Origin of the sequence: Cupriavidus nantongensis (genome assembly GCF_041726985.1) — a bacterium.
Classification (GTDB): domain Bacteria; phylum Pseudomonadota; class Gammaproteobacteria; order Burkholderiales; family Burkholderiaceae; genus Cupriavidus; species Cupriavidus nantongensis_A.
In genome coordinates this window covers 2,736,842-2,755,565 of the sequence record NZ_CP168303.1, presented here as the reverse complement: position 1 = coordinate 2,755,565, position 18,724 = coordinate 2,736,842, and the positions used below count along the sequence as shown (strand labels likewise).

The following is an 18,724-nucleotide window of genomic DNA, read 5'->3' as shown; positions in this document are numbered from 1 at the left end:
GCCGCCCCGTTTCTTTTTCCCCTGCCGCCTCACGCCTCCAGCGCCTCGAAACCGAACGCCCCGATGTCCTCTGCCGAACGCACGCGGCGCCGCCGCCTGCTGCTCAAGATCCTGCCGCTGGGCGCCTTGCCGGGCCCGGTGCTCCATGCCAGCGCCGCCAGTGCCGCCGATGGCGCCGCCAGCCACCGTCCGATCGCACTGGTGCTGCCGTTCCCGCCGGGCGGCAGCGTCGACATCGTCGCGCGCCAGCTGCAGCCCGGGCTGAAGGCGGCGCTGGGGCAGACCGTGGTGGTGGACAACAAGCCGGGGGCCGGCGGGCTGATCGCGTCGAGCACCGTGGCGCGCGCCCGTCCCGACGGCAATACGCTGCTGATGGCGTTCGACACGCATGCGATCAACCCGTTTGCCTACAAGCAGCTGCCCTACGACACCTTCCGCGATTTCTCGCCGATCTCGCAACTGGTGCGCTTCCCGCTGGTGATCGCCGCCAACCCGGCGCTGCCGGCGTCGAATGTGCGCGAACTGGTGGCGCTGGCCAGGGCCAGGCATGACGGCGTGCGTTATGCGTCGTCGGGCATCGGCAGCCTGAACCAGCTCGCGGCCGAGGCGCTCGCGACCGAGGCCGGTGTGCATATGCTGCACGTGCCCTACAAGGGCGGTGGCCCGGCGGTGCAGGCGGTGCTGTCCAACGAGGTCGACATCTTCTTCAGCAGCTACGCCGCGGTACAGGCGCACGTGGCCGCGCGCACGATCAAGGTGCTGGGCGTGACCGGCACCAGCCGCCTGCGCCAGTTGCCGCAGGTGCCCACGGTGGCCGAGCAGGGCCTCAAGGGCTTCGAGGCGTATTCGTGGATCGGCGTGTTCGGTCCGGCCGACCTGCCGGCGGCGACGGTGACGCGCCTTCACGGCGCGCTGGTCGAGTCACTGCGCCAGCCGCGCGTGGTCGATGCGCTCGGCGCGCAAGGCTTCGAAATCGTCGGCGGCAGCCCGGCCGAGCTGGGCCAGCTGGTACGCCGCGAGCATGACAAATGGCAGGCGGTGGCGCGCAAGGCCAATATCCAGTTCGAATAAACCAGTCCGGCGCCGCCGTGCGCCATGCGTCCGGGGGGATGCCGATGGCAACGCAAGCAGAAATGTTCGATCACGCCGTGGTGGTGTGCCCAGACCTCGATGCCGGCGCCCAAGCCTGGCAGCGGCTGGGCTTCACGCTGACGCCGCGCGGCTACCACACGCTGGGTTCGCAGAACCACTGCATCATGCTGCAGCGGGACTACCTCGAGCTGCTGCACGTGACCGCGCCCAGCCCCAGCCGGCAGTATTACTGGGACGTGCAGGCACGCGGCGGCGGCTGTGCGGCGATGTCGTGCAAGAGCGCCGATGCCTTCGCCACCGCGGCGCGGCTGCGCGCGGACGGCTGGCATACGTCTGAACCGATCGAATTTTCGCGTCCGGTGAGGCTCGATGATGGCAGCGAACATCCGGCCACCTTCCGCGTGACCGCGCTCGACGACGCGCCGGGTGCGCGCTATTTCGTCTGCGAACATCGCACGCCCGAGTTGCTGTGGCGGCCCGAATGGATGCGCCATGCCAACGGTGCGCAAAGCATCGCGACCATGTTCCTGGTGGTGGCCCCCGCGCTGGTGGATGCCGCCGCGCGCGCCTATGCCGAGCTGACCGGCGGCGAGCTGACGCAACTGAGCGAACATGTCAGCAGCCTGGCGGTCGACAACGCCACGCTGGTGCTCAGCACGCCGCAAGCGCTGGCATCGGCCACGGGCAGCGCGCATATCCGGCGCGACGGGCCGGGCTATGCGGCGATCCGCCTGCGCACCAACGACCTTGCTGCGGCCCGCGCAGGCTGGCGCGAGCAGGGCGTGCCGACCCACGACCTGGGCCCGCGTGAAACCCTGGTGCCGGCCGACGCAGCCAGCGGCGTGGCCTTGCTGTTCGAGCAGCAGGGCTGAAATGCAAACTGGCGCCCCGTGGGGCGCCAGTACTTCATGCCGAGGCCGACAACTGGTCAGGCGCTGGCCTTGGCGTGATGCACGCCGGTCGAGCCAAAGCCGCCCGCACCGCGTTCGCTGTCCTGGCTGAACTCCTCGACCGTCGAGAACACCGGCCGCAGCACCGGCACGAACATCATCTGCGCAATGCGCTCGCCCGGCTGGATCACGATCGGCTCGGTGCCCGGCGCGTTGCGGTTCCAGACGCTGACCATGATCTGGCCCTGGTAGTCGGCATCGATCACGCCGATCGAATTGCCCAGCACCAGCCCCTTCTTGTGGCCGAGTCCCGAGCGCGGCACGATGGTCGCGGCCATGTACGGGTTACCCATGTGCACGGCGATGCCGGCCGGCACCAGCTGCGCGGGCGTGCCCGGCGCGATCGCCACGGGCGCGTCGACGCAGGCGTGCAGGTCGATGGCGGCGGCCATCTCGCTCTGGTAGGCGGGCAGGCCCCATTGATTCAGGCGTGCGTCGAGCACCTTGATTTCGACGGTCGGGTTCAGAGGCTGGGTCATAAGCAATCTCGGGAATGCGTTGCAAAAGTCAGGGTCGCGCGCGACCGGGCAGGCGCTGGCCGATGGCCGCGACCAGCTGCCGTGCCAGCGACAGCTTGTCGGCGCGCGGCAGCCGCGTCATGCCGGCGGCGTCGAACAGTACGATCTCGTTGTCGTCCAGGCCGAAGGTGTGGTGGCCGATATTGCCGACCAGCAGCGGCACGCCCTTGCGCTGGCGCTTCTGCTCGCCGTAGTGCTCCAGGTTCTCGCTTTCGGCGGCAAAGCCGACGCAGTAGGGCGCGTCGGCGCGGGCCGCGACCGCGGCCAGGATGTCGGGGTTCTGCACGAACTGCAGCGTCGGCGTATCGCTGTCGTTGGCCTTCTTCAGCTTCTGCTGCGCGACCTCGGCCGGGCGCCAGTCCGCCACCGCGGCCACCGCGACAAAGACATCGACGCCGGGCAGCTGCGCCATCACCGCGTCATGCATCTGCTGCGCGCTGCGCACGTCGGTGCGCATCACGCCGCGCGGGGTGGGCAGGCCGGTGGGGCCGGCCACCAGCAGCACCTCGGCGCCTGCCTCGCGCGCCGCGCGCGCGATCGAGAAACCCATCTTGCCGGACGACAGGTTGGTAATGCCGCGCACCGGGTCGATCGCCTCGAAGGTCGGCCCGGCGGTGATCAGCATGCGCTTGCCTTGCAGCGGCTTGGGCTGGAAGAAGGCGATGATGTCGTCGAGCAGTTCCTCCGGCTCCAGCATGCGGCCGTCGCCGACTTCGCCGCAGGCCTGGTCGCCGCTGCCCGGGCCCAGGATCACCACGCCGTCGGCGCGCAGCTGGGCGGCGTTGCGCTGGGTGGCGGGGGCGGCCCACATCTGGCGGTTCATCGCCGGCGCCACCAGCAGCGGGCAGTCGCGCGCGATGCACAGCGTGCTCAGCAGGTCGTCGCACAGGCCGTTGGCCAGGCGCGCCATGAAGTCGGTGGATGCAGGGGCGATGACAATGGCGTCGGCCTCGCGCGAGAGGTCGATATGCGCCATGTTGTTGTCGATGCGCGCATCCCATTGCGACAGGAAGACCGGCCGGCCCGACAGCGCCTGCATCGTCACCGGCGTGATGAAATGTGTCGCCGCCTCGGTCATGGCCACCTGCACGGTGGCGCCGGCCTTGGTCAGCAGCCGGACCAGTTCGGCCGACTTGTAGCAGGCGATGCCGCCGGTCAGGCCGAGAACGATGTGCTTGCCGCGCAAATCCATTGTGGGATCCTGGCTGGGAAGGGAAGGGGAAAGTTAGCGGCGTGGCTCAGTGCTTGCGCACCCGCCGCAGCTCGTCGACGATCAGCAGCACCGCGCCCACCGTGATCGCGCAGTCCGCGACATTGAAAGCCGGCCAGTGATACCTGCCCACGTAGAAGTCCAGGAAATCGATCACGTGGCCGTAGACCACGCGGTCGATCACGTTGCCGACCGCGCCGCCCAGGATCAGCGACACCGCGAAGCAGAACAGCCGCTGGCCGGTATGGCGGTACAGCAGCCAGACGATGAACGCGCCGACCACCACGCCCAGGCCGGTGAAGAACCAGCGCTGCCAGCCGCCGGCGTCAGCCAGGAAGCTGAACGCCGCGCCCTTGTTGTAGACCAGCACCAGGTTGAAGAAGCCGGTCACCGGGCGCGACTCGCCGTAGCTGAAGCTGCGCACGATCACGATCTTGAAGAACTGGTCGAGCAGCACCACCAGCAGCGCAAAGGCCATCCACAGCAGCGGGGTGGTGGTGGCAGCCTTGTTTCGGCGCGCCGGGCGCGCCGAACGGGACGTGGTCGATGCCATCAGGCATGGCTCCTGTGTTCGCCGGCGCCGAACAGGTTGCTGTCGCAGCGGCCGCAGAGGGTGGGATGGTCGGGGTTGTGGCCGACGTCGGCGCGGTAGTGCCAGCAGCGCTCGCATTTGGCATGCGTCGACGGGGTTACCGTCACCAGCAGGTCGCCGGCCTCTGGCGCGGGCGCGACCTTGGCCGACGAGGTCAGCAGCACGAAGCGCAGGTCGTCACCCAGACTTTGCAGCGCCGCCAGCACCGGACCGCCGGCCTGGATCGTCAGCTCGGCCTGCAGCGACGAACCGATCTCGCCTTCCACGCGCACCGCTTCCAGCTGCCGGGTCACCTCGGCGCGCACCTCGCGCAGCGTATGCCATTTCTGCAGCAGGTCGTCGGCGTCGTCGACTTCCGGCACGGCGTAATAGGTGCTGGTGAAGATGGTGTCGTTGTGCTCGGTGCCATGGGCGAACACCTGCCATGCTTCCTCGGCGGTGAACGACAGGAACGGCGCCATCCAGTGCAGCATCGCCTGGGTGATGTGATACAGCGCGTTCTGCGCGGCGCGGCGCGCCTTCGAATCCGGCGCGGTGGTGTAGAGGCGGTCCTTCAGCACGTCGAGGTAAAAGCCCCCCAGGTCCTCGGAGCAGAAGGTCTGCAGCTTGGCCACCACCGGGTGGAATTCGTAGGCCTCGTAGTGCGACAGCACTTCCTTCTGCAGCTGCGCGGTCAGCGCCACGGCGTAGCGGTCGATCTCCAGCCACTCGGACGCCGGCAGCGCATGCTTGGCATGGTCATAGTCGGACAGATTCGACAGCAGGAAACGCAGCGTATTGCGGATGCGGCGATAGCCCTCCACCACGCGCTTGAGGATCTCGTCCGAGATCGACAGCTCGCCGGAGTAATCGGTCGAGGCCACCCACAGGCGGATGATCTCGGCGCCCATCTTGTTCGCGATGTCCTGCGGCGACACGGTATTGCCGACCGACTTGGACATCTTGCGGCCTTCGCCGTCGACGGTGAAGCCGTGCGTCAGCAGCGCCTTGTAGGGCGGCTTTCCATACAGCATCGAGGCGGTCAGCAGCGACGAGTGGAACCAGCCGCGATGCTGGTCCGAGCCTTCCAGGTACAGGTCGGCCAGGCGGCCGTCGGCCTCGTCGGCGGCCGGGTCATACAGGTCGTCGCGGTGCGAGCCGCGGATCACGGTCCAGTGCGTGGTGCCGGAATCGAACCAGACGTCGAGCGTGTCGCGGTTCTTTTCATACTGGCTGGCCTCGTCGCCCAGCAGCTCGGCCGGATCCAGCGTCTGCCAGGCTTCGATGCCGTGCTGCTCGACGCGTTTGGCGATCTGTTCCAGCAGTTCCGGCGTGCGCGGATGCAGCGCGCCGGTTTCCTTGTGCACGAAGAACGCCATCGGCACGCCCCACTGGCGCTGGCGCGACAGGGTCCAGTCCGGGCGGTGGGCGATCATGTTGTGCAGGCGCTGCTTGCCCCACGACGGATAGAACTCGGTCGCCTCGATGCCGGCCAGCGCGGTCTCGCGCAGCGTCGGCACGGGCTTGCCGTTTTCCTCGGCCGGGTCCACATCCATGCCCGCGAACCACTGCGAGGTGGCGCGGTAGATGATCGGCGTCTTGTGGCGCCAGCAGTGCATGTAGCTGTGGGTGTACTTGTGCGAGTTGAACAGGTTGCCCGATTCCTGCAGCGCATCGACGATCTTGGGGTTGGCATCCCAGATCGACAAGCCACCGAACAGCGGCAGCGTGGCGGCGTAGACGCCGTTGCCCATCACCGGGCTGATGATGTCCGCATCCGGCATGCCATGCGCCTTGCACGACTGGAAGTCTTCCACGCCATAGGCAGGGGCCGAGTGCACGATGCCCGAGCCGGTGTCGGTCGTGACGTAGTCGCCCAGGTAGATCGGGGACAGGCGGTCATAGCCGGCGTCCATCTTGGCCAGCGGATGATGGAAGCGGATTTCCGACAGCGCGGCACCGGTGGTCGTGGCGATGACCTTGCCTTCCAGGGCATAGACTTTCAGTTGCTCCTCGACCCGTTCGGTGGCCAGGATCAGGTGGCCGCGCGGCGTGTCGACCAGCGCATATTCCACCTCGGGGTGCACGTTCAGCGCCTGGTTGCTCGGGATGGTCCACGGCGTGGTGGTCCAGATCACGATCCAGCCCGGCCTGGCGTCGATCTGCTCGACCGGTACCTTGAACGCGTGCGCCAGCTTGTCGGTCTCGGCGAACGGGAAGCCCACGTCGATCGACAGGTCGACCTTGTCCTTGTATTCGACTTCGGCCTCGGCCAGCGCCGAGCCGCAGTCGAAGCACCAGTTCACCGGCTTCAGGCCGCGGAACACATAGCCCTTTTCCATGATCTTGCCGAGCGCGCGCAGTTCGTCCGCCTCGTTGCTGTAGTTCATGGTCAGGTAGGGATGGTCCCAGTCGCCCAGCACGCCCAGGCGCTCGAAGTCCACCATCTGGCGCTTGATCTGCTCGGTGGCGTACGCGCGCGCCTTGGCCTGGACTTCCTGCACCGGCAGACCCTTGCCGAACTTCTTCTCGATCTGGATCTCGATCGGCATGCCGTGGCAGTCCCAGCCCGGCACGTAGACGGCGTCGAGCCCGGTCAGGCCGCGTGCCTTGATGATCATGTCCTTGAGCACCTTGTTGACGGCGTGGCCGATATGGATATCGCCGTTGGCATACGGGGGGCCGTCGTGCAGCACGAACTTCTTCGCGCCCTTGCGCGCCGCGCGGATCTTCTTGTAGAGCTGCTTGTCCTGCCACTGCTTGACCCATTGCGGCTCGCGCTTGGGCAGGTCGCCACGCATCGGGAAGGGCGTGTCGAGCAGGTTGACGGGATACTTGTTCTTCTCGGGCTTGGCGCGTTTGTCGTCAGACATTTCGATTCTCAGGGCAATTCGGTTGGCGCGCGGCCGGCAGTGGCCGGCGGGCGCGCGTGAAGGCTGGGGCAGGCGGCGTGCGAACCGGGCCCGCGCAGCGGGATGCGGGGCGCCGGCCGCTACCTAATTCGGTCGGTGGCCGAGGTGGCGAAATCGCGGCCGCCGCTGGCGTCCACTGCAGCCCCTGCCGCGGCACCTGGCGCCGTCAGGCCGAAGAAGGCGCGCGCATCGGCGCTGTCCTTGGCGATCGCGGCGGTCAGTTCATCCAGGGAGTCGAAGCGCGCCTCGTCGCGCAGCTTCTTCATGAATTCGACCCGCACCAGCTTGCCGTACAGGCTTTCATTGAAATCGAACAGGTGGACTTCCAGCAGCACCCGGCCGGCGTCCTCGATGGTGGGGCGCACGCCGATGCTGGCCACGCCGGGCAGCGGATGGTCGGCGATGCCGTGCACCTGCACCACGAAGATGCCGCTGACCGCGGGCCGCTTGTGCGAGATGCGCAGGTTCAGCGTCGGGAAGCCGAGGTCGCGGCCCAGCTTGCGGCCGTGGATCACGTGGCCGCTGATGGCGTAGCCGTGGCCGAGCAGGCGCCGCGCGTGCTCGAGGTCGCCATCGGCCAGTGCCTGGCGCACCGCCGAGCTGGAGATGCGGATGCCCCCCTCTGACACCGAGCCCATCTGCTCGACATCGAAGCCGTAGCGGCGCCCGGCCTCCTGCAGGTAGGCAAAGTCGCCGGCGCGTTTGGCGCCGAAGCGGAAATCGTCGCCGACCAGCAGCCAGCGGGTATGCAGGCCATGCCAGAGTACGTTTTCGACGAATTCCTGCGGCGACTGGCCGGCAAAGTGGGCGTTGAAGTGTTCCACCACCACGCGGTCCACGCCGTTGCGGCGCAGGCTTTCCAGCTTGTCGCGCAGCAGCGCGATGCGGGTGGGGGCCTTGTCCGGCGTGAAGAACTCGCGCGGGTGCGGCTCGAAGGTCATCACGCACAGCGGCAGGCCGCGCGCATCCGCCGCCGCCCGCGCACGCGCGAGCAGCGACTGGTGGCCGCGATGCACACCGTCGAAATTGCCGATGGTGAGCGCGCAGGGCGCCCGGCTTTCGGCGTTGGGCAGGCCGCGGAAGACTTTCACGGGGACGGCGGGAAACGATTCGGGTAAAGCGAGCATTATAAGGCGAATGGGTCGGCTTGCCGCTGCCGCCGCCCCCGGCCGGTCCCCGCGCTGCGGCTTTTGTGCCGCAACCGGCCCTCCTGCCATGGCGCGATGCCGCAAAAGGCGGCATGATAGGCGCCACTTTGGCTCACTACGGGATCGCTGCGGCACGCCGCGCGGCATGCCCGACCATACGCCCATTCCTGATTCCCAGTTGAAAGCGCTGACCTATCGGTTTTTTTCCCGGCTCCTGCCCCGGCGCCTGCCTCAGCCGAGCGCCCAGCTCGACGTCGAGACGCGCGCCAAGCTGATGGCGATCGTGCACAAGAACGCGCCAACCGCCATCGTCGCCTCGGTGCTGCTGCCCGCGCTGACCACCCTCGGCTTCTGGAACGACGTCAGCCGTGCCGCGCTGCTGGGCTGGTGCGCGGTTATGCTGCTGCTCACCACCGGCGGGCTGTGGTTTTACATCGGCTACCAGCGCGACCACGCGCTGATGAGCCGCTCCGCGCACACGCACAAGTGGTGGAACAATATGCGCGCGGTCGCTTTCCTGACCGGCATGACCTGGGGCAGCTCGGCGCTGCTGCATTTGTATACAGCCTCGCCGGTGTTCTCCAGCGTGCTGTATTTGCTGACCCTCGGCGTGCTTGCCGGCGGCGCGGTGTCGCAGGCGCCGGTGCCGTCGAACCTGGTCTACGCCGGCGTGCCGATCCTGGTGCCGAACCTGCTGATGGCGGAATTCGCCTTCCCCGGCCATGGCGTCTATGTGCAGGGCCTGCTGGCAATCTACGCGCTGATGCTGTCGCGTCACGCCTTCAACCTGCAGGTGACGCTGGTGCGCGCGATCCAGCTGGAGGGCGACAGCCGGCGCCTGGCCAAGCAGTTCCAGGACGAGAAGGAGCGGGCCCTGCATGCCAGCGAAGAGAAGTCGCGCTTCCTGGCTGCGGCCAGCCATGACCTGCGCCAGCCGGTGCATGCGCTGGTGATGCTGGTCGAGGCGCTGCGCGCGCGCAACCAGTCGAGCGCGCTGCATCCGCTGGTGGAGCAGGTGGCAGCGGGCACGCAGACCATCGACCTGTTGTTCCGCTCGCTGCTGGACCTGTCCAAGCTGGAAGGACGCAAGGTCCTGCCGACGCTGGAGCCGTGCGAATTGGGCGCGCTGATCCGCGACGTGATGAGCCAGTTCGCCGCCGACGCGCGCGAAAGCGGGCTGACCCTGACCCCGCGCGTGCCCGATGAGCTGTACGCGATGGCCGAGCCGGTGCTGCTGCGCCGGGCCTTGTTCAACCTGGTCCAGAACGCGCTGCGCTACACCCAGCGCGGCGGCGTGCTGGTGACCGCGCGCCAGCGCCGCAAGAACGTGCGGCTGGAGGTTTGGGACACTGGCGCCGGCGTCACGCCCGAGCATCTGCCCGACATCTTCTCGCCCTACTACCAGGTCCACAACCCGCAGCGCGACCCATCGCAGGGCCTGGGCCTGGGGCTGGCGATCTTCAAGGAATGCGTGCGGCTGATGCGCGGCACCTATGGCGTGCGTTCGGTGCCGGGCAAGGGCTCGGTGTTCTGGTTCGCGCTGGCGCCGGTGCCGGCCGAGACCGTGGCCAGCGTGCGCGAGATGCGCGCCATGGCGCAGGCCGAGGAGGCGAAGCCCGATCGCCTGCAGGGCACGGTGCTGGTGGTCGACGACGACAGCCAGATCCGCAAGGCCTGGATCGCGCTGATGGAGGCGTGGGGCATCCGCGTGGCCTGCGCCGCGCACGGCGCCGAGGCTGACAAGCTGTTTGCCCAGGGCCTGCGCCCGGACATCATCTTCTGCGACCTGCGCCTGCCTGGCAGCGAGAACGGCCTGGATCTGCTCGAGCGCTGGCAGAACACGCAGCCGCAGGCGCGCAGCGCACTGCTGACCGGCGACCTGAAGTCTGCGGCGCTGGCTGCGGCGGAAGAGGCGGGTTATTTCGTGCTGCCCAAGCCGGTGGATCCGGCCTCGCTGCGGATGCTGCTGCGGCGGTGGCTGCGGCCGGCCTAAGTCGAGAGGCCGGGCGTCCGGGCGAGCGATCAGGGCATGGCGGGCCTTACTGGCGCAGCCGGAACCGTTCCATGCGCGACATCACCTGCATGCGGGTGCGCACGCCCAGGCGCTGCAGGATGGCGGAAACGTGTTCTTTGACGGTGTTCTCGGTCAGCCCGAGCCGGCGCGCGATCACCTTGTTGGGCAGGCCTTCCAGCACCAGCGCCAGCACCGAACCCTGGCGCGGCGTCAGGCCCAGTTCGGCGGGCGTGACCGGAATGCCGTGGGCCGGGCCGAACGATTGCGCGCGCCCGTTGAGCGCTTCGTCGGTGGGGAAGGCGGTGTCCCCGGCCAGCACCTTGCGCACCGCGGCGGTGAAGGCGTTGGCATCGAGGTGCTTGCCGACGAAGCCGCACGCCGACAGCGCACGGGCGCGGCCGACGATTTCCGGGGTGGCCTCGGCCGACATGAAGATAAAGCGCGCGCCCGGGATGACGGTCTTGAAGCTCTGCATGGCATCGAAGCCGGTACCGTCGTTGAGCCAGATATCGAGCAGCACGATATCGGGGCGCAAGCCTTGCTGAAGGCTGGCCAGGGCCTCGCGGGCGCTGCCGGCGGCATGGACTGCCACATCCGGCATGACTTCGGCCAGGAAGGCGGTGGTCCCTGACAAGGCCATAGGATGATCATCGACCACCAACAACGTCGGTGCAGCGTTCGACATGCGAATTCCCGTTCAAAAATCCCGTTTCGTCCTTGTTGTCACCTCTCCGGAGAACCTGTGTCATGCACAGGAATGGCGCGTGGACGTAGGGCCACTCTATCAGAGGGGGCGAAGCGTCACAATCCATCAATCGGGTTATAGGGCTTCGCTACCACAGGCCAATCAATCGCCGCCTGTCCGGATCTCGTGAATTAAGCACGTACTGGTTTGGCTTTACCGGAGTTTAGCGCCTTGCCTTGGTAGAATTGCGCGATGAAAAAAATTGTCATCTTGATTTCCGGGCGAGGCTCCAATATGGAAGCCATCGTCCGTGCCTGCGCGGACGGCGGCTGGCCCGCCCGCGTGGCGGCGGTGCTGTCGAACCGGCCGGACGCCGCGGGCTTGCAGTTTGCGCGCCAGCAAGGCATTGAAACCGGCGTGGTCGACCATCGCCAGTACCCCGACCGCGCCGCCTTCGACGCGGCGCTGGCCGAGGCCATCGACGCCCATGCCCCCGACCTGGTGGTGCTGGCCGGTTTCATGCGTATACTCACGCCCGGCTTTGTCGACCGCTACGCGGGCCGGCTGCTGAATATCCATCCGTCGCTGCTGCCTTGCTTCCCCGGCCTGAATACCCACCAGCAGGCGCTGGATGCCGGTGTCAAGCTGCATGGCGCGACCGTGCATTTCGTGACCCCGGAGCTGGACCATGGCCCGATCGTGATCCAGGCCGCGCTCGACGTGCTGCCGGCGGACACGCCTGCGACCCTGGCCGAGCGCCTGCTCGCCTGCGAGCACATGATTTATCCCCGCGCCGTGCAGTGGTTCGTCGAGGACCGGCTGCAGCTGCAGAATGGCGTGGTCAACGTTATCAACCCGGCCGAACCGCAATTGCTGATGGCCATCTCCGCCGCGATCCCGGCGGCAGGAGTCCAGGCATGAGCCGTACCCAGGCAGGAAACCGTTCCCCGCGCGGCGAGGGCCGCGCCCCCACGCGCAGCAAGGGCAAGGGCAGCCCGATCCGCAAGTCGCCAAATGCCGGTGGGGCCGGCGGCGCCAACGGCGCCCCGACGCGCACGCATGGCGGCCTGCATGCCACCCACATCCAGCATATCGATCGCCTGCTGAGCAAGGTCATGCTGTTCGCGCGACCCGCCGATGCGGTGGTCAGCTACTACTTCCGCGAAAACGCCAAGCTCGGCCACCGCGAGCGCGGCATCATTGCCGAAGCGATCTACGCGGTGCTGCGTCGGCGCGTCGAGTTTGCTCAGTTTGCCGAGAGCGGCACCGGCGCGACCTCGCGCCGTCTGGCGCTGCTGGGCCTGGCGGCGACGCTGGGCCGCGACGCGCTGTCGCCGTTCCTGTATCCCGATGAGGCCGAGTGGCTGGACCGCCTGACCACCATCGAGCGCTCCAGCCTGGCGCCGCGCGTGCGCGCCAACCTGCCCGAGTGGCTGTACGACGAACTGGTGCGCCAGCATGGCGAGGCATTTGCCGCGGCCCTGGGCGATGCCTGGCTGCGCCCGGCGCCGCTGGACCTGCGCGTCAACCTGGGCAAGACCAGCCGCGAGGCCGCGCTGGCCGAGCTGCAGGCCGCGGGCCTCGGCGCCGAGCCCACGCCGATGGCGCCGGCCGGCATCCGCATGACCGGCAAGCCGGCCCTGAACCAGCTGCCGATCTTCGTCAACGGCCTGGTCGAGGTGCAGGACGAAGGCAGCCAGCTGCTGTGCAGCCTGGTGGCGCCGCGGCGCGGCGAGATGGTGGTCGACTTCTGCGCCGGCGCGGGCGGCAAGACCCTGGCGCTGGGCGCCGCGATGCGCTCGACCGGCCGGCTCTATGCCTTCGACGTCTCGGAAAAACGCCTGGCCAACCTGAAGCCGCGGCTGGCGCGCAGCGGCCTGTCGAATGTCCATCCGGTGCTGATCGACTCCGAACGCGACGCCAAGATCAAGCGCCTGGCCGGCAAGGCCGACCGCGTGCTGGTGGATGCGCCGTGCAGCGGCCTGGGCACGCTGCGACGCAATCCCGACCTGAAGTGGCGGCAATCGCCGGAGTCGGTGCTGGAACTGACCGCCAAGCAGAGCGCGATCCTGGACTCCGCGGCGCGTCTGGTGAAGGGCGGCGGCCGCGTGGTGTACGCGACCTGCAGCGTGCTCGAAGCCGAGAACGAGCAGATCGTGCGCGACTTCCTCGCTGCGCATCCCAACTTCCGCCTGGTGCCGGCCGCCGAAGTGCTGGCCGAGCAGAAGATCGAAGTGCCGGGCCTGCCGGACAACGGCATGTTCGCCTTGTATCCGCACCTGCACCAGACCGATGGCTTCTTTGCCGCGGTGCTGGAGCGCACCAGCTGATCGCGGTTTCCCGCCGCGCCGCCCGCCATGCGCGGGCGGCCCACACTGAATCTGCACCATGAACGGTGAAACCCTGTCCGACCTCGGCGGCCTGAAGGATCTCAAGGCCTCGCATTCGATGTTCGGCAAGATGCTGGACGACCTGATCCGCGATGCCGGCGGGCCCGGCTTTTTCTGGCAGTTGCTGGTGCTGGCCGGTTGCCTGCTGGTGGCGTGGCCGCTGGCGCGCTTCGTGGTGCGCCGGCTGGAGGCGCGCTACGAAGGCTCGAGCTTCTCCGTGCGCTTCGCCGCTGCCAGCCTCGAGCGCGCCATGTTTCCGCTGGCCGGCTGGGCGCTGGTGCTGGTGGCCCGTTTTGCGCTGGCACCGCTGATCCCGGTCAGCGTGCTGCGGCTGGCGCTGGTGCCGCTGTTCGGCATCACCGCGCTGAACTTCACTTTCTACGTGCTGCGCCGCGTGATGTCGGGCAGCGGCCAGCTGCACGGCATGCTGCTGCTGGTGGAGAAGGTTCTGACCACGCTGGTCTGGGTGGGTATGGCCCTGTACGTGCTGGGCGTGCTCGGCGACGTAGTGGGCTGGATGGAGAGCGTGCGCTTCTCCATCGGCGGCAAGCAGAAGATCAGCGTGGCCGAGACCCTGATGGCGGTGGTCTGGATCCTGCTGACGGTGCTGGTGGCGCTGTGGTTCGGCTCGTGGCTGGAAGAGCGGCTGATGCGCTCGGCCAACCTCGACGGCAACCTGAAGGTGGTGCTGACGCGGATCTCCAAGGCCCTGCTGCTGCTGGTGTCACTGCTGCTGAGCCTGTCGCTGGTGGGCATCGACCTGACCGTGCTGTCGGTATTCGGTGGCGCGCTTGGCGTGGGCCTGGGGCTGGGTTTGCAGAAGATCGCCAGCAATTACATCTCGGGCTTCATCATCCTGCTGGACCGCTCGGTCAAGCTCGGCGACCAGATCACGGTCGACAAGTACACCGGCATCGTGTCGCAGATCCGCACCCGCTACACCGTGGTGCGCAACGGCGACGGCGAGACGCTGGTGCCGAACGAGCAACTGGTGGCGCAGTCGGTGCAGAACCATTCGTTCTCGAATACCAACGTGCGCGTGGCGACCCGCGTGCAGGCCGACTACAGCGCCGACCCCGAGACCGTGATCGCGCTGCTGACTGAATCCGTGCGCAGCCTGCCGCGCGTGCTGCCCGACCCCGAGCCCGCGGCCTTCCTGGTGCTGTTCGCCGACAGCGGCATCGAGTATGAAGTCGCGGTGTTCGTGGCCGATCCGCAGAACGGCAAGCTCGGGGTGCAATCCGCGATGAACCGCGCCATCTGGCGCACGCTGCGCGAGCACGGCATCTCCATTCCGTACCCGCAGCGCGAGTTGCGTGTGATGCATGAAACGCTGCCTGCGGGCCCGGGAGGGCCGAAGACGAGTACATTGCCAGAGGCCGCAAACGCCTCCTGAGCACCTCGGGGCGAGGGACACGCCGCGCGGGCGACGGATGCGCCACCCGTGGAACGAAAACCGTTGCTCCCCGTCCAAATCCGGGAAATAGCGTATGCTTGCGCCCTCGGCGATCCGGTAGAATGCCGGGTTGTCGCGGGTTGAGACATCCCGCTCCCACATCAGACAGCCGCCAGATTGCAGCGGCTCGTACCTGGCTCGCATGCATGAGCCGCTAGCCACGGCTGGCGCGGGACTTGCCTGCCCTGGGTAGCCCGGAGCGACTTCCGGTCCCGTGGCAAGCGCCAGAAAGCTATCGCAATCAACAGATTCGCAGCTATTTTTTCTGCGCGTTGTGTGTACCGGCCCAGCCGGCTTGCACGGGAAAGTCCCTGTTTAACCGACGGAGAACAGTTTGTTCGACATTATTCTTGACTGGGCCGCCAATGGCCTTGCCAACTGGACCTGGTGGGAGATCGTCATCTACACGCTCGTGATGACGCATATCACGATCGCCGGCGTCACCATCTTCCTGCACCGCTGCATGGCGCACCGGTCGTTGGACCTGCATCCCATCGCGCAGCACTTCTTCCGCTTCTGGCTGTGGCTGACCACGGGCATGGTCACGCGCGAGTGGACCGCGATCCACCGCAAGCACCACGCCAAGTGCGAAACCGAGGACGATCCGCACAGCCCGCAGACCCGCGGCATCCGCAAGGTGCTGCTGGAAGGCGCCGAGCTGTACCGTGCCGAAGCCAAGAACAAGGAAACCATCGCCAAGTTCAGCCATGGCTGCCCCAATGACTGGATCGAGCGCAATCTGTACTCGCGCTTTACCTGGCAGGGCGTCGGCCTGATGCTGATCATCGACCTGGCGCTGTTCGGCGTGGTCGGCATGTCGGTGTGGGCGGTGCAGATGCTGTGGATCCCGATCCACGCCGCCGGCATCATCAATGGCCTGGGCCACTGGTGGGGCTACCGCAACTACGATTGCGAGGACGCATCGACCAACGTGTCGCCGTGGGGCCTGATCATCGGCGGCGAAGAGCTGCACAACAACCATCACACCTACCCGACCTCGGCCAAGTTCTCGATCAAGTGGTATGAGTTCGACGTGGGCTGGGGCTATATCCGCGCGATGCAGGCGGTCGGCCTGGCCAAGGTCAAAAAGACCCCGCCCAAGGCGCGCCTGGTCGAGGCCCGTCCGGTCGACCACAACACGCTGGAAGCCATCATCGCCAACCGCTATGACGTGATGGCGCGCTACGCCAAGGCCGTCAAGGGCGCATTCCGCCAGGAACTGGAAAAGCTCAAGGAAGGCCGCGTCGCCGAGTACCGCAGCTTCAAGCCCGCCAGCAAGTGGTTCCACCGCGAGGAAACCAAGCTGGCCGCGCAGCAGCGCGAGCAGCTGGCAAGCATCGTCGAGCAGAACAAGGCGCTGCAGACCTTCGTCGAAATGCGCCGTGAACTGGCCGCCATCTGGGGCCGTTCCAACCTGACGCGCGAGCAGCTGCTGCAGCAGCTGCAGGCCTGGTGCCACCGTGCCGAGGCCAGCGGTATCCAGGCGTTGCACGATTTCTCGCTGCGCCTGCGCCGCTACGCCTGATACAATTCGGCCGCGCCGTATGGTTTGACAAAGCCCCGCCCATGGCGGGGCTTTTGTTTTAGATAAACTCCCCCATGTTCTGGCCGGCCGCACCCTGTTGGCGGAGGTCTAGAGGAGTACCCGGAGATGACCCCACAATCGATCAAGACCGTCGAGTTCGAGAAGCCGAACCTGGCGGGTGCCGAAAACGCCGCTGGCGGCAGCTGCGTGGCCCATGCCTGGGCCAAGGTGCCGCCGGTGCTGTCGCCCGATGAGCGGCAGTCGCTGAAGGCGCGTATCCGCCGCTTGCTGAAGGAGCGCAACGCGGTGCTGGTGGCGCACTACTACGTCGACGCCGACCTGCAGGACCTCGCCGAGGAAACCGGCGGCTGTGTCTCCGACTCGCTCGAAATGGCCCGCTTCGGCCGTGACCACGAAGCCAGGACGCTGGTCGTGGCCGGCGTGCGCTTCATGGGCGAGACCGCCAAGATCCTCAGCCCCGAGAAGACCGTGCTGATGCCTGACCTCGACGCGACCTGCTCGCTCGACCTGGGCTGCCCGGCCGACGAGTTCGCCGCCTTCTGCGATGCGCACCCGGATCGCACCGTGGTGGTCTACGCCAACACCAGCGCCGCGGTGAAGGCGCGCGCGGACTGGATGGTGACCTCCAGCATCGGCCTGAAGATCGTCGAGCACCTGCACGCGCAGGGCAAGAAGATCCTGTGGGCACCGGACAAGCACCTGGGCAGCTATATCCAGAAGCAGACCGGCGCCGACATGCTGCTGTGGCAGGGCTCGTGCCTGGTGCACGACGAATTCAAGGGCATCGAGCTGGACCTGCTGCGCCGCGAATTCCCCAAAGCCAAGATCCTGGTGCACCCGGAATCGCCGGAAAACGTGGTGGCGCAGGCCGACGTGGTCGGCTCCACCTCGCAGCTGATCGAAGCTGCGCAGAAGCTGGACGCGACCGAATTCATCGTCGCCACCGACAACGGCATCCTGCACAAGATGCGCATGGCCGCGCCGGGCAAGCACTTCATCGAGGCGCCCACCGCCGGCAACAGCGCGACGTGCAAGAGCTGCGCGCACTGCCCGTGGATGGCGATGAATGCGCTGACCAACCTGGCCGAGGTGCTGGAAACCGGCCGCAACGAGATCCACGTCGACCCGGCCATCGGCGTCAAGGCGGTGACCTGCATCAACCGCATGCTCGACTTCGCCGCCGCGCAGAAGCGCAATGTGCGTCCGTCGTCCGACCTGGCGCAGGAACAGGCGTTGTTCCAGGGGATCGGCCCGGCATGAGCGTGAACCCGATTTTCGATAGCTACGGTCCGGCGCTGCAGGCAGCGCTGCAAGCCAATGTGCAGGCCGCCATCGCTGAGGATGTCGGCAGCGGCGACCTGACCGGCCTGCTGGTGCCGGCGGACAAGGCCGCGCACGCGCGCGTGATCGTGCGCGAGTCGGCGGTGCTGTGCGGACAGCCGTGGTTCGACGCGTGCATGCGTGCGGTCGACCCGGCGCTGCAAGTGCGCTGGCTGCAGCAAGAGGGCGCACGCATGGCACCAGATTCCGTGGTTTGCGAGATCGCTGGCCCGGCGCGCTCGCTGCTGACCGCCGAACGTCCGTCGCTGAATTTCCTGCAGCTGCTGTCCGGCGTGGCCACTGCCACGCGCCGCTACGCCGACCTGATCGCCGGCACCCGTGCGCGCGTGCTGGACACGCGCAAGACGCTGCCCGGTCTGCGCCTGGCGCAGAAGTACGCGGTGCGCATCGGCGGCGGGGAGAACCAGCGCCTGGCGCTGTATGACGGCATCCTGATCAAGGAAAACCATATCGCCGCGGCCGGCAGCATCGGCGCGGCGATGCGGGCGGCGCTGGCGCTCGATACGCAGGCGTCGGTGCAGATCGAGGTCGAAAGCCTGGCCGAACTGGAGCAAGCGCTGGCGGCCGGTGCCACGTCGGTGCTGATCGACAACTTCACCGTGCCGATGATGCAGGACGCGGTGAAGATCAACCAGGGCAGGGCGCTGCTCGAAGTATCGGGTGGCGTCAATGCCGACACCATCCGCACCTTTGCCGAAACCGGCGTCGACCGGATCTCGGTGGGTGCGCTGACCAAGGACGTGCGCGCGACGGATTACTCGCTGCGGATCATCGGCTGATGGTGTGCTCCCCTCTCCCGCGTGCGGGAGAGGGGCAGGGGGTGAGGGCAGGCGCTGGCATACCGAGGCGTTTCACTTCGTTGAGGCTCCGGCCCTCACCCCAACCCTCTCC

At 67.5% G+C, this 18,724-nt stretch carries 15 protein-coding genes; 9 read left to right on the top strand and 6 right to left on the bottom strand.

Translation table 11 applies throughout. From position 1 onward, the window contains the following. Positions 1–63: 63 nt before the first annotated feature. Both ACEI37_RS23950 and ACEI37_RS23945 read left to right on the top strand, forming a co-directional pair. Entirely contained in the window at positions 64–1,071 is a 1,008-nt protein-coding gene (locus ACEI37_RS23950; protein ID WP_373378444.1) for a tripartite tricarboxylate transporter substrate binding protein, read from the top strand. Between the two features lie 44 nt (positions 1,072–1,115). Then, positions 1,116–1,964 (top strand): VOC family protein, encoded by an 849-nt coding sequence (locus ACEI37_RS23945; RefSeq protein WP_373378443.1) that lies wholly within the window; start codon positions 1,116–1,118, stop codon positions 1,962–1,964. Positions 1,965–2,020: 56 nt separating this feature from the next. On the opposite strand, the gene dut is transcribed toward ACEI37_RS23945, so the two are convergent. The 5 genes from dut to ACEI37_RS23920 all read right to left on the bottom strand — a co-directional run bounded on the left by dut (position 2,021) and on the right by ACEI37_RS23920 (position 8,344). Further along, positions 2,021–2,521: a dUTP diphosphatase gene (gene dut, locus ACEI37_RS23940; RefSeq protein ID WP_373378442.1), complete on the bottom strand. Its 501-nt coding sequence runs from the start codon at positions 2,519–2,521 to the stop codon at positions 2,021–2,023. 28 nt (positions 2,522–2,549) lie between these two features. After that, positions 2,550–3,752, bottom strand: a complete 1,203-nt coding sequence (gene coaBC, locus ACEI37_RS23935) for a bifunctional phosphopantothenoylcysteine decarboxylase/phosphopantothenate--cysteine ligase CoaBC (RefSeq protein ID WP_373378441.1) — start codon at positions 3,750–3,752, stop codon at positions 2,550–2,552. 46 nt (positions 3,753–3,798) lie between these two features. Beyond that, positions 3,799–4,323 (bottom strand): signal peptidase II, encoded by a 525-nt coding sequence (gene lspA, locus ACEI37_RS23930; RefSeq protein WP_062801631.1) that lies wholly within the window; start codon positions 4,321–4,323, stop codon positions 3,799–3,801. Then, positions 4,323–7,214, bottom strand: coding sequence for an isoleucine--tRNA ligase (gene ileS / locus ACEI37_RS23925; RefSeq protein WP_373378440.1), 2,892 nt, complete (start codon positions 7,212–7,214; stop codon positions 4,323–4,325). The genes lspA and ileS overlap by 1 nt, the downstream gene beginning before the upstream one ends. A 119-nt stretch (positions 7,215–7,333) precedes the next feature. After that, positions 7,334–8,344: a bifunctional riboflavin kinase/FAD synthetase gene (locus ACEI37_RS23920; protein ID WP_373378439.1), complete on the bottom strand. Its 1,011-nt coding sequence runs from the start codon at positions 8,342–8,344 to the stop codon at positions 7,334–7,336. Positions 8,345–8,579: 235 nt separating this feature from the next. Here ACEI37_RS23920 and ACEI37_RS23915 point away from each other — a divergent pair, with 235 nt between their 5' ends. Continuing rightward, the gene (locus ACEI37_RS23915; RefSeq protein ID WP_373378438.1) at positions 8,580–10,394 is read left to right on the top strand and encodes a hybrid sensor histidine kinase/response regulator; all 1,815 of its coding nucleotides are present in this window, start codon (positions 8,580–8,582) and stop codon (positions 10,392–10,394) included. Between the two features lie 46 nt (positions 10,395–10,440). Here ACEI37_RS23915 and ACEI37_RS23910 read toward each other — a convergent pair whose 3' ends face one another. Further along, complete coding sequence (locus ACEI37_RS23910) at positions 10,441–11,100, bottom strand: response regulator transcription factor (RefSeq protein WP_111519246.1); 660 nt, start codon at positions 11,098–11,100, stop codon at positions 10,441–10,443. 252 nt (positions 11,101–11,352) lie between these two features. Between ACEI37_RS23910 and purN the strand changes: the two genes are divergently transcribed. The 6 genes from purN (at position 11,353) to nadC (ending at position 18,612) form a co-directional block, all read left to right on the top strand. After that, positions 11,353–12,021 (top strand): phosphoribosylglycinamide formyltransferase, encoded by a 669-nt coding sequence (gene purN / locus ACEI37_RS23905; protein WP_373378437.1) that lies wholly within the window; start codon positions 11,353–11,355, stop codon positions 12,019–12,021. Next, complete coding sequence (locus ACEI37_RS23900; RefSeq protein WP_373378436.1) at positions 12,018–13,430, top strand: RsmB/NOP family class I SAM-dependent RNA methyltransferase; 1,413 nt, start codon at positions 12,018–12,020, stop codon at positions 13,428–13,430. The genes purN and ACEI37_RS23900 overlap by 4 nt, the downstream gene beginning before the upstream one ends. Before the next feature lie 58 nt (positions 13,431–13,488). Then, positions 13,489–14,886, top strand: coding sequence for a mechanosensitive ion channel family protein (locus tag ACEI37_RS23895; RefSeq protein WP_373378435.1), 1,398 nt, complete (start codon positions 13,489–13,491; stop codon positions 14,884–14,886). A 394-nt stretch (positions 14,887–15,280) separates the two neighbouring features. Then, positions 15,281–16,471, top strand: coding sequence for a fatty acid desaturase (locus ACEI37_RS23890; RefSeq protein WP_373378434.1), 1,191 nt, complete (start codon positions 15,281–15,283; stop codon positions 16,469–16,471). Between the two features lie 126 nt (positions 16,472–16,597). Further along, positions 16,598–17,752, top strand: coding sequence for a quinolinate synthase NadA (gene nadA / locus ACEI37_RS23885; protein ID WP_373378433.1), 1,155 nt, complete (start codon positions 16,598–16,600; stop codon positions 17,750–17,752). Further along, entirely contained in the window at positions 17,749–18,612 is an 864-nt protein-coding gene (nadC, locus tag ACEI37_RS23880) for a carboxylating nicotinate-nucleotide diphosphorylase (protein WP_373378432.1), read from the top strand. The genes nadA and nadC overlap by 4 nt, the downstream gene beginning before the upstream one ends. Positions 18,613–18,724: the final 112 nt, after the last annotated feature.